Origin of the sequence: Actinomyces oris (assembly GCF_006546825.1) — a bacterium.
GTDB lineage: Bacteria > Actinomycetota > Actinomycetes > Actinomycetales > Actinomycetaceae > Actinomyces > Actinomyces oris.
Window position 1 is genome coordinate 420908 of sequence record NZ_VICC01000006.1, and the last position, 11584, is coordinate 432491.

An 11584-nucleotide genomic window follows, 5' to 3' on the forward strand; every position below is an offset into this window, starting at 1 on the left:
GCGAGCCTAACGCCGTCGGCAGCGGGGTGCCGCATCCATTCGGCGGCCACAGCCGCGGATGTCTCTCCCCACGGACGCGGCCTGTGGAGGAAGGCCGCGCCCTCCGGCCAGATCCGACGCCGCGTCACCTCCTCGCGGTAGCGTCGTCCCCATGCCCCACGAGCCGCTCACCGCATCCAGCTCATCGCCTCAGACCGGCGTCAGGCCCACCGGTCCGGGTGCCAGTGGCCGTCCGGGAGCGGGCGCGGGCGGCGGACGCCGCGCGGCCCTGTCCCCCTCTCGGGCCAAGGACTTCATGCAGTGCCCGCTCATGTTCCGTCTGCGCACGGTCGACCGCCTCCCCGAGCCCGGTTCACTGGCGACGCACAAGGGCACCGTGGTCCACGGCGTGCTGGAGCGTCTCTACGATCTTCCGGCCTCGGAACGCCTCCCGGAAGCGGCCCTCGAGCTCCTGCCCGGCCAGTGGGCCGCTCACCAGGAGAAGAACCCGGAGGTCATGGACCTGTTCGAGGACGCCGACCAGGTGGAGACCTGGCTGGAGGAGGCCCGCGGACTCATCGGCACCTACTTCACCCTGGAGAACCCCCAGCGCCTGGAGCCGGCCGAGCGCGAGCTCTTCGTCCAGACCGAGACCGGCGACGGCCTGCTCCTGCGGGGCTTCGTGGACCGTCTGGACGTGGCACCCGACGGCGCCATGAGAGTGGTCGACTACAAGACCGGGCGCAGCCCCGGCACGCGTTTCATGGAGGAGGCGCTGTTCCAGATGCGCTTCTACGCGCTGGTGCTGTGGCGCCTGCGCGGCCGGGCGCCGGCCCGCCTCCAGCTGGTCTACCTCAAGGACGGGCGGGTCCTGACTCATGATCCTCGCCTGGCCGAGCTGGAACGCACCGAGACACGCCTGGCGCACCTGTGGGACGAAGTCGAAGACTGCGCTCGCACCGGCTCCTTCCGCCCCCGCCGCTCCCGGCTGTGCGACTGGTGCGCCTTCCAGGCCCAGTGCCCGCTCTTCGGCGGCACCACGCCGCAGGTGCCCGATGACGGGATCGCCCGCCTCCTGACCGCACGCCGCACCGCTGCCTGATCTCGGCCACTGTTCAGGAATTGCCACGGCCAGAGGCCGTCGATTACAGTCCGTGGCGGCTGACAACCGTCACCACGCACTTCCCAGATCCTCATGGAGAAGCACATGAACGTCCTCCAGGCCCACGCAGCCCGCACCGCCTCGCGCGGAGCCGGCGTGTGTATGCGCTGCCTGGTTCGGACGTTCTGAGGCGGTCTCAGACAGATCGTTCTCCCCGGCTCCCGGCGCCCCTGAGACGGCGCCCCCATTAGCCACGTCCAGCCAGGCCTCCACCTCACTCCCCCACCGGATGACGTGGCCTGTCTCTGTCTTTCCACCTGTGCTGCGTCACCGGTCCCCACGCAGGCTGCTTGCACCTGACAGCAGCAGCCGGACAAGGACCGCACCGTGCCGTCACCCACCATCCTCACTGGGCTCATCGTTGGAGCCGTCCTCGGTTTCATCCTCCAACGGGGCCGTTTCTGCATCACCGGTGCCTTCCGGGACCTGTGGGTCTCCCGCTCCTGGCGCTGGTTCACAGCCTTCCTGCTGGCCATCGCCGTTCAGGCGGTCGGAGTCGCCGTCCTGACCTCAGCAGGCTCCATCACCCCTGAGATCCCCAAGCTGTCGGTGGTTGCCACCGTTGTCGGTTCCTTCCTGTTCGGAGTCGGGATCGTCCTGGCCGGCGGCTGCGCCACCGGGACCTACTACCGCGCCGGCGAGGGCCTGGTCGGTTCCTGGTTCGCGCTCGTGGCCTATGCCACCACGGCGGCCGCGTCGAAGACGGGACTCCTGTCGGGGGTGACAAGCTGGGTCAAAGGACTGTGGGTCACCAACCTGACCACCATCCCGGCCACCATCGGTCTGCCGAGCTGGGGCGGCGTCGTCATCCTGGCCGCCGTCACCGGGCTCGTTGTGCACCGCTTCATCGTTCTGGAGCGCAGCCGTGCCGCTCAGATCCAGCTGCCCGCCCAGCGCACGGGCCTGGCTCACCTGCTGCTGGAGAAGCAGTGGAACCCTCTGGCCACCGGATTCCTCGTGGGCGTCGTCGCCGTCATCGCCTGGCCCACGTCCTGGGCCTCGGGGCGCCCGGACGGGCTGGGGATCACGACGCCGTCGTCGAACCTGGTGAACCTCATCGTCACCGGGGACGTCAAGCGACTCGACTGGGGCGTGCTGCTGGTCCTGGGCATCCTGCTCGGCTCCTACATCGCGGCCAAGGCCTCCGGCGAGTTCCGTGTCCGTGTGCCCAGCGCCCAGGTCATCCAGCGCTCCATCGCCGGCGGTGTCCTCATGGGGATCGGCGCCGCCTGGGCCGGTGGCTGCTCCATCGGCAACGCCCTGGTGCAGACCTCGCTCCTGTCATGGCAGGGCTGGATCGCACTGGTCTTCCAGGTGCTGGGGGTCGGGGTGGCCGCCTGGTTCCTCCTCATCCGTCCCCGGCAGCGTCGTCGCGCCGAGCGGGCGGCCTCACGCGTGCCCGCCACCGTCTGAGGCCTCGCCAGAACCCCCGCAACCATCCCGCTTTCCCAACCGCCCCCGCAACCTCATCACATCGCTTCAAGGAGTCACTCATGCGCACTGTTCTGGAGACCACCGGTCAGGTCTGCCCCTTCCCCGTCATCGAGGCCGAAGAGGCCATGGAGGAGCTCAGCGTCGGCGACGAGCTCGTCATCGGCTTCGACTGCACCCAGGGGACTCAGACACTGCCGGCTTGGGCCGCCGACAACGGCTACACCGTCACCGAGTTCGAGCGCACCGGCGACGCGGCCTGGACCATCACCGTACGCAAGTAAGTCGAGCCGCTACGGTTAGGCCTATGGAGCACAGGAGACTCGGCCGGACCGGCCTGCGTGTGTCCTCCGTGGGCCTGGGCACGATGACCTGGGGCCGGGACACCGATGAGCTCGAGGCCAAGGAACAACTCGACATCTTCCTCGATGCCGGGGGCACGCTTGTGGACACCGCCGCCTCCTACGGCGAGGGCGTCAGCGAGGAGGTGATCGGGGCGCTCCTGCGCGAGCACGTGGATCGCCAGGACCTCGTCCTGGTCTCCAAGGCCGGAGTGCGCACCTGGCGAACCGGGGAGCGGTCCTCGGTGGCTGACGCCTCCCGCGGCTCGCTGCTGGACACGCTCGACACCAGCCTGGCCCGCTTGGGCACCGATCACCTGGACCTCCTGCTGGTCCAGGTGCCCGATCCCAGCACCTCCCTGGAGGAGACGGCCCACGCACTGAGCCTGGCCGTCTCCTCCGGGCGCACCCGGTACGTGGGCATCGCCAACCACCCCGCCTGGGCTTCGGTGCGCATGCATGATCTGCTCAGCGAGTGCGGCCGGGGCCCGGGGCTAGCGGCCGTCGAGGTGGAGCACTCGCTGCTCTCCCGAGGTATCGAGCGCGAGCTGCGGCCCGCCTCGCAGGCCCTGGGCTTCGGCATCCTCGGCTACGCCCCCCTGGGTCGGGGCGTGCTCACCGGCAAGTATCGGGCGACGATTCCACCGGACTCGCGGGCCGCCTCCCCACACCTGCGCTCCTACGTGTCCCCCTACCTGGGAGACGCACACCGGGGTGTGGTTGAGGCCGTGGCCACTGCCGCCTCGGGCCTGGACCGTAAGCCGGCCGAGGTCGCGCTCGCCTGGGCCCGCGACGCCCCAGGGATCGCCTCAACCATTGTGGGTGCCCGCACTCCGGCTCAGCTTCAGGGAGTCCTGGCGGCCGACGACCTGGAGCTTCCGGTTCAGATCCGCCACGCCCTGGACGAGGTCACCTCCGTCCAGCTCGGCTACCCCGAGCGCTTCTAAAGCTCCCGGCACTGCTGTGAAGCGGCCCCCTGGCGAGTATCAGCCCCAGACGAGGGCGATGCGCCTGCCGTCGATCTCATGGACCGGTACATCCATGCCGAAGACCTCGCTCAGACAGTCTCGGGTCATGGTCTCCTCGGGGGTTCCTTGAAGGACGACCCGGCCCTCACGCATGGCGACGATCCGGTCCGACCATGCGGCGGCCATATTGATGTCATGCATGACAACCACCACCGTGCGCTCGAGCTCGTGGGCGGCAGCGCGTAGACGACGCATCATGGCTACCGAGTGGACCATGTCCAGGTTGTTGAGGGGCTCGTCCAGGAGCATATAGGGAGTCTCCTGGGCCAGCACCATGGCGACAAAGGCCCGCTGGCGCTGCCCACCGGACATCTCGTCGAGGTAGCGGTCGGCCAGCTCTGTCAGGTCCATCCACTCCAGGGCCTGATCGACGATCGTCTCATCGTGCTCGGTGGGACGTCCCCGGTTGTGCGGATAGCGGCCGAATCCCACGAGGTCACGCACAGTCAGTCGCACGGCGAGGTGGTTGTCCTGCTTGAGGACGGACAGAACGGTGGCGAGCTGGCGTCCCGGGGCGGTGGCGACGTTCAGACCACCGACTTCCACCGTGCCGGCGTCGGCTCCCAGGAGTCTGGCGATCACGGACAACAGCGTGGACTTACCAGCCCCGTTGGCACCAACCAGCCCGATGACTCCGCCGGCCGGAAGGTCGAGATCGACGTCGGAGAGCACCTGACGCTCACCGTAGGACTTGGTAAGGCTACGAACTGCGATCATGAACGTCTCCTGGAGCTGATGATGAGGGCGATGAGGGTGAGCCCGCCGACGAACTCGATGATGACGGACAGGACGTTGTCGGCGTCCAGGACATGAGCCAGCACTGTGTGTCCGGTCACCAGGACGAGCATGGCGACGAGTGCCGCCATGGGCACGGTGACCACATGGCGGTTGGTACCGGCGGCCCAGTAGGCCAGGTGGGCAACGAGGAGGCCCAGGAACATGATCGGCCCGACCAGGGCCGTGGACACGGATACCAGCACGGCCACCATGACCATCACACGCCGGCTGATACGACGGTGATCGACTCCGAGTGCGGTGGCGACATCGGGCCCGAGAGCCACGACATCGAGCGCCCGCAGCTCCCGGATCGCCAGAATCGACACGGCGGCGGTCAGGACCAGCGAGAGCACCAGCAGATCGGGGTTGATCGAGCCGAAGGAGGCGAAGAGCCGGTCCTGAAGGATGAGGAAGTCATTGGGATCCAGAAGCCGCTGGATGAAGGTGGTCCCTGAGCGCAGGAAGGTTCCCAGCACGATGCCCAGCAGCACCAATGTGGTCACCGAGCGCCTGGCACCGAGCACGGCACCCATGAGCGCCACGGACACACCGATCATCACCAGAAGTGTCAGGACGAACGCACCCAGGTCCGGCAGCGAGGAGAGTCCCGCCGCCCCCAGCACGAGAAGAAGAACCACCTGCAGCAGGGCGTAGAGCGCATCCAGACCGAGAACGGAGGGCGTGAGGATCCGGTTGCCGGTGACCGTCTGGAACATGACGGTGGACACGCCACTGGCCCATCCCACACACAGCATCGCCCCGAGGGAGGGCAGCCGGTAGGGCAGGACCAGAAGCGGGTCGAAGGCGTTGATGACCAGGAAGACGCCGCTGGCCACCAGCACCAGGAGCAGGACGACCACCAGGCGGAGGATGGAACGCCGGTTCTCCCGGCGACGACGTCCGGACAGCACGTCAGCCACGTTCCACACCTCGCAGGATGAGCACGGTGAAGACGCCGGCGCCGACGACCCCCATGATGACGGACAGCGGAACCTCGTAGGGGTAGCGGACCACACGTCCGACGACGTCGCACCCCAGCGTCAGAACAGCACCACCGACGGCAATGATCGGAAGACTCCGGCGCAGATTGTCCCCCATGAGCCGGGAGACGATGTTGGGTACCACGAGCCCGAGGAAGGGCAGGCTCCCGACCACGACAACGCTGACCGCCGTCATGACGGCCGCAGCCATGATCGTGAGGTTGATGGTGCGGTGATAGCTCAGCCCGAGCCCGGTGGCCGTCTCCGCCCCAAGGCTCGCCACAGTGAGGCGGTCGGCGGCGAGATAGAGCAGCAGGACGATGAGCGCCACCAGCCAGAGCAGCTCATAGCGGCCGGCCAGCACCCGGGACAGGTCGCCGGCCGTCCAGGCCCCTAGTGACTGCAGCAGGTCGTAGCGCCAGGCCACGAAGGTGGTACCCGCTCCGACCACGCCACCGAGCATGAGGCCGATCAGGGGGACCGTGACGTCATCGGACGTGCGCCGGTGGGGCAGCAGTCGCAGGAGCCACAGGAAGACGGCCGAGCCCGCTACCGCGCATGCCGAGGCCACCAGCATCTTCACCAGAACACTGGTGCCCGGTGCGAAGAGAGCCACCAGCAGCAGCCCGACGACGGCGAACTGAGTCGTGCCTGCCGTGGTCGGGGACACGAAACGGTTGCGCACACTCATCTGCATGACGGCGCCCGCCACAGCGATGCCCGAACCGGCGAGCACGGCCGCCAGGGTGCGCGGCACTCTCGAGACCATGAAGAGGCGCATGGAGCGGCCCTGCGAACCGGTGCGAACCAGATCCACCGGATCGAAGTCCGCCACTCCGATACACACCGACACGAGTCCCAGGACGAGCAGAAGCAGAAGGCCACCGACCAGGAGCGACAGGCCTGACCGTTGCGACCTGCACCCCCAGGCCGCAACGGGGTTCCTGGGGCTCATGCGGACAAATCGCCCTTGATCTCCTTGGCCATGCGCAGACTGACTCCGAAACCGGCGCCCAGGAGGTACCAGTCGGGGCCGTCAAGGTAGTAGACCTTGTTGTTCTTCCAGGCATTGGTGGCGGTGACCAGCTCGTTGTCGAGAATCTCCTTGGCCGAGGAGCCCTCTTGCCCGATGGTAGCGTCGCGGTCCAGGACGAAGAGGACATCAGGGTTGGCCTGCCCGATGAACTCGAAGGAGACGGCCTCGCCGTGGGTCGCCGCCTCGATGTTCTCAACAGCGGGGGTGACACCGAACTCGTCAAAGATGACGTCAAAGCGGGAGCCCTTGCCGAAGGCACTCACCTTGCCGCCGGTGGTGAGAAGGCACAGGCCCTTGCCGGCGTTCTTGGCCACCGTGGCCACCTGAGCCGCAGCATCGGTGAACTCCTTGACCTTGGCCTGCGCCGCGCTCTTCTTGCCGAAGATCGAGCCGAGGATCGTGGAGTGGCTGGTGAGGATCTCCGTCATCGACGCGGAGGGCTCGTTCTTCTTGCCCTTGTCTCTGTTGCCGCCCTGGCCACCCTGATCGGGGCTCGCGGCCGCCGTCGCACTCGCACCCCGCGGCTTGACAGTCATGTCGATGGTGGTGAACTTGCTTGAGAAGTCCTCATAGGACTTGGCGGTCCGGTTCGCCACAATCACCAGGTCCGGCCCGACCTCGGCGATGGCCTCCTGCTTGGGCTCCTTAAGTCCGCCCACATCCTTGTACTTATCGTCCTGGAACTGGGACAGGGACTTGGGCAGGTTGCCACCGGTCTTGGGGATGCCGACGACGAGGTCGGCCAGCCCCAGTGCGGCCATGGAGTCCAGGACACCGTAGTCGAGAACGACGACGCGCTGGGGCGCCGCCTTGATCGTGGTCTCCCCTTGGGCATGCTTCACGGTGACCGGGTACGTCACCGCCTCTGCGCTCGATCCGGCAGAAGCGGCGCCGGCCCCGGTGCCTGACGAGCTCGACGACTTCGAACCACAGGCGGACAGAGCCAGCAGACCGGCTGTGGCCGCGGTCGTGGAGAGCAGCTGACGGCGGGACGGAGACATGGGCATCAGGATTCCTATCTTCGTGGGCGACAACCGAGTACAGGTCACAGGCACACAACTACTGAGGGAAGGCTTACCTACGGTATTTAACCGTATCATACCCAGGACAAAGCGGTGGGGCCCACTCAAACTGCGTGGACCCCACCGTTGAGAGATGGACTTCGGAATGTCGTCCGTCCAGTCAGGGACCTCAGTCAGTCCTCGTCGTCGTAGTCCTCGTCATCATCGCTGTCGTCGTAGTCGTCATCATCCTCGTCGTACTCGCCGTCGCCGTAGTCCTCATCATCGTCATCGTCGTCCTCATCGTCGCCATCGGAGTCGAAGGCCTCGAAGGGGAGCTCGATGCCGTATGCGGTGAACAGCGAGTCGTCGTAGGTGAAGAAGGCGTCCTGGAGGGCGTTCTCGGCCGCGACCACGGCCGGGGAGAGCTCGTCACCGGTCGCGGCAGCATCCAGGTGCGCCTCGAAGGCGGCAATGAGTCGGTTGAGCGCGGACCGCGGATCGTTCGTCATGTGGGACACACTACCGGCTATCCCCCGCGCAGCGCACAGGTGAACGGCGTTGCCCGGCCACGTCGACCCGATCAGGCCTTCGACTCGACTCCCAGCTCCTGACGGATGAAGCCCAGGAAGAGGTCCTCTCCCTTGATCTTGCTGGTCTCCTCGGGGCCGACGACCACGCGCACACCGTCGCGCAGGATCTGGGAGGCACCGCCGTCGGGCCCCAGGGGAAGGATGATCCGCTCGGTTCCGGGCGTGTAGGTCGCGGAGGGCTCACGGCCCGCGATCATGTCGGCGATGTTGCTGGCGACCACTCGGGCATGGGCACGGGCGGCGTCGGCGCGCTTGGACTCGCGCACGTCGGTGATGTCTCCGATAGCCCAGACACCGGGGTGGTCCACCACGCGCAGGTACTCGTCGACGCGGATCGTGCCGTCGTAGTGGCGCACCTCGTCATAGTCCTCGCTGAGGAATCCGGTGGCGGCCGCCGAGCCGTAGGCGCGGAACCACATGTCGGCCTCGAGCTGGCGCCCGCCCTGGGTGGTGACCCGGAAGGGCGAGAGCACACCGACGTCGACCGGGGGCAGGAAGCTGAGGGCGTCACCGGTGAGGATCTCCACCCCGCGCTGGGCGAGCTGGTCGGCGATGGCCTCACGAATCTCCGGCTTGTAGTCACCGGCCGGCAGGATCCTGTCGGCGGCCTCCAGCATGGTCACCTTGACCTGCGGGAAGGCCGAGGTGATCTCACCGGCCAGCTCGATACCGACGGCGCCGGCGCCCACGATGAGCACTCGCGAGGACTGCTCGAGGTTGGAGTGGACGCGCTCGATACGGGCCTTGGCGATGACGGAGGAGGACTCCATGTGCTTGGCGGGGAAGGGGTAGGCGGTCCCGGTGGCCAGCACCAGGTAGTCGGCCTCGATCTGCCCGTGACCGGAGACCTCGACGGTGGTGCCTCGCACGGTCAGCGCCGTTCCGTGAACGACGCGCCCGTTGGTGAGGAGCTTGTCGTAGGGCAGGAAGATCTTCTCCGCCCAGTCACGGTCGACCGCAGCGCGCAGCGCCGCGGCGTGGCTGACGAAGGTGTCCTTCTGCTCCACGAGGGTGACCTCGGCGACGTCGTCGAGGGCCTTGGCGGCGGTGATGCCACCGTATCCACCGCCGACGATGGTGACGCGAGCCATATTATGTTCCTTCCGGTGATGAGAGGGTGAAGAAGCGAACTGCGCCTATCAGGCCAGTCCGCGACGTTGAAGAAGAGGCAGGATGCCGGGTTCACGCCCGGTGAAGGCCCGATAGGAGACCAGAGGGTCTCGACAGTCGCCACGGGAGAGGAACTCGCGACGGAAGATCTCTCCGGCCCGACGATTCAGGCCGAGATCGCCGTCGATCGCGCCATCAGTGGTGAACCACTCGATGGCATCGGCGTCCATGACCTCGCTCCAGATGTAGGCGTAGTAGGCGGCGCTGTAGCCCCCGGCGAAGACGTGGGAGAAGTAGGTGGAGCGGTAGCGGGGAGGCACGAGCGCGTCATCGACTCCGGCCTGGGCCAGGGCCCGATGCTCGAAGTCATCCACCTCGGCAACGTCTCCGGGGACCTCGTCGGGGGCCAGGGTGTGCCAGGCCTGGTCGAGCAGAGCCGCCCCCAGGTACTCGGTGGTGGCGTAGCCCTGACCGAAGGTGCCCTGGCCGCGCAGCTGCTCGGCGAGGTCGGAGGGCATGGGCTCGCCGGTATCCACGTGGCACGCGTAGGAGGACAGCACCTCGGGGTGAAGCGCCCACTTCTCGTTGAGCTGGCTGGGGAACTCGACGACGTCGCGGGGCACGGCCGTTCCGGAGGCCGAGGGGTAGCGGGCCTGGGAGAACAGGGCGTGCAGAGCGTGCCCGAACTCGTGGAAGCACGTGACGACCTCGTCCCAGGTCAGCAGGGCCGGACCGGAGGACGGCTGCTCGATGTTGCAGCAGTTGATGACGACCGGCTTGCGGCCGGTGAGCGTTGAGCCGGTGACGAGGCTGTCCATCCAGGCGCCGCCGGACTTGCCCGCCCGGGCGTAGTAGTCGCCGACGAACAGACCCAGGACCGGCGCCTGGGAGTCCTCACCGTCGCGCACCTCCCAGACCTTCACGCCCGGGGCGTACATGTGCTCGGCCAGGTCCTCGCGCTCGTGGAAGGTGATGCCGTAGAGGCGGTTGGCGGCGTAGAAGACCCCCTTGGTGACCACGCTCCACAGCTCCAGGTAGGGGGCCAGCACCTCGTCGTCGACGCCGAAGCGCTCCTTGCGCTCAGCGGCCTCGTAGAGGGGCCAGTCGGCGGGCCCAAAGGTCTCACCGGCCTGGGTCTGCGGGTCCAGGTCCATGCGGGCGGCGTAGACCTGGGCGTCAGCGCGGGCGTTGTCCATGGCGGGCGCAGTGAGCCGGGCGAGCAGCTCTGAGACCGCCTCGGTGGTGCGGGCGGCCGACTCCGCGGCCACGAGGGCGGCGTGGTGCGGGAACCCCAGGAGGACGGCCCGCTCGGCGCGCAGCCGGGCGAGTTCCAGAACGATGCCGCGGGTGTCGCCGAAGGCGCCCTGCTCCCCCAGCCCTCGGCTCATGGAGGTCTCCAGCAGGGCGAGCCTGGCGCCGTGGGGCCGGATGGTGGCCAGGGCCGGCGGCACCGTGACATTCGTGACCCCGGCGGCATGCATGGCCTCGGTGACCAGGACGGAGAAACGCATCTTGAGCGCGTTGACGCGGGCGTTGATCTTCTTGAGCGCCTGCGTATCCGCTTCGTCCAGGCCGACGCCGTTACGTTCGAACTCCTCGACGGTCAGGCGGATGAGGCGGGAGGCTTCAGCGTCAATAGCGGCGCCATCGGCATCGCGTGCGATCTGCCCCTCAGGGGCTTGGGACACGAGCTCGTCGAGCGCCTTGAAGCGGCGGTAGAGACGGGAGTCGAGGTGATAGGCGTCGGAGTGGGCCGCCAGCTCGGGGGCCAGGGCCTCCTCGAGCTCATCGAGGTCCGGGCAGTCGGTGGCCGAGGTCAGAGCGTCCAACACCGTCAGCGCCCGCTCCAATAGCTCGCCGGATCGCTCCAACGCGTCGACGGTGTTGGCGATCGTGGGTGCCTCCTCGTTGGTGGCGATCGCCTCCCACTCCTGGCGCTCGGCAGCCATCCCGGCGCGGATGGCCGGTTCAATGTCGGCGTGGTCCACGGCCGTGAAGCCGGGCAGGCCGAGATCGAGGGGCCATGGCTTGGCGAAGACGTTCGACTCCGGGAGGTCGGTGCCGTCGGTGGTCTCGCTCATGGGCCCATCGTGCCATGCACTGATGGTCTTCTCGTTCACAACAGGCCATCAATTCTAGGACTATG

General features: G+C 67.7%; 11 protein-coding genes. 4 read left to right on the plus strand and 7 right to left on the minus strand.

Going from position 1 to position 11584, the window contains the following annotated elements; translation table 11 throughout:
• Positions 1-151 precede the first annotated feature (151 nt).
• From FK267_RS09265 to FK267_RS09280, 4 genes are all read left to right on the plus strand, one after another.
• Complete coding sequence (locus FK267_RS09265) at positions 152-1081, plus strand: RecB family exonuclease (protein WP_232622590.1); 930 nt, start codon at positions 152-154, stop codon at positions 1079-1081.
• Between the two features lie 387 nt (positions 1082-1468).
• Positions 1469-2554 (plus strand): YeeE/YedE family protein, encoded by a 1086-nt coding sequence (locus FK267_RS09270; RefSeq protein WP_141406994.1) that lies wholly within the window; start codon positions 1469-1471, stop codon positions 2552-2554.
• Between the two features lie 80 nt (positions 2555-2634).
• Positions 2635-2856 carry a sulfurtransferase TusA family protein gene (locus tag FK267_RS09275; protein WP_010615135.1) on the plus strand — a complete coding sequence of 74 codons (222 nt, stop codon included), beginning with the start codon at positions 2635-2637 and terminating at the stop codon, positions 2854-2856.
• A 23-nt stretch (positions 2857-2879) separates the two neighbouring features.
• Complete coding sequence (locus FK267_RS09280) at positions 2880-3860, plus strand: aldo/keto reductase (RefSeq protein WP_075379315.1); 981 nt, start codon at positions 2880-2882, stop codon at positions 3858-3860.
• A 39-nt stretch (positions 3861-3899) separates the two neighbouring features.
• Here the strand turns inward: FK267_RS09280 and FK267_RS09285 are convergent, their stop codons facing one another.
• From FK267_RS09285 to FK267_RS09315, 7 genes are all read right to left on the minus strand, one after another.
• On the minus strand, positions 3900-4658 hold the full coding sequence (locus tag FK267_RS09285) for an iron ABC transporter ATP-binding protein (RefSeq protein ID WP_141406995.1): 759 nt from the start codon (positions 4656-4658) through the stop codon (positions 3900-3902).
• Positions 4655-5638, minus strand: coding sequence for an iron chelate uptake ABC transporter family permease subunit (locus FK267_RS09290; protein ID WP_141406996.1), 984 nt, complete (start codon positions 5636-5638; stop codon positions 4655-4657). The genes FK267_RS09285 and FK267_RS09290 overlap by 4 nt, the downstream gene beginning before the upstream one ends.
• Complete coding sequence (locus FK267_RS09295) at positions 5631-6653, minus strand: ABC transporter permease (protein ID WP_141406997.1); 1023 nt, start codon at positions 6651-6653, stop codon at positions 5631-5633. Before FK267_RS09295 ends, FK267_RS09290 begins: the two co-directional genes overlap by 8 nt.
• Positions 6650-7735 (minus strand): siderophore ABC transporter substrate-binding protein, encoded by a 1086-nt coding sequence (locus tag FK267_RS09300; RefSeq protein ID WP_232622591.1) that lies wholly within the window; start codon positions 7733-7735, stop codon positions 6650-6652. Before FK267_RS09300 ends, FK267_RS09295 begins: the two co-directional genes overlap by 4 nt.
• A 194-nt stretch (positions 7736-7929) precedes the next feature.
• Positions 7930-8247, minus strand: coding sequence for a DNA primase (locus FK267_RS09305; RefSeq protein WP_075379318.1), 318 nt, complete (start codon positions 8245-8247; stop codon positions 7930-7932).
• 71 nt (positions 8248-8318) lie between these two features.
• Positions 8319-9419 carry an NAD(P)/FAD-dependent oxidoreductase gene (locus tag FK267_RS09310; RefSeq protein WP_141406999.1) on the minus strand — a complete coding sequence of 367 codons (1101 nt, stop codon included), beginning with the start codon at positions 9417-9419 and terminating at the stop codon, positions 8319-8321.
• A gap of 48 nt (positions 9420-9467) precedes the next feature.
• Positions 9468-11519, minus strand: coding sequence for a M3 family metallopeptidase (locus tag FK267_RS09315; RefSeq protein ID WP_075379364.1), 2052 nt, complete (start codon positions 11517-11519; stop codon positions 9468-9470).
• Between the last annotated feature and the right edge of the window lie 65 nt (positions 11520-11584).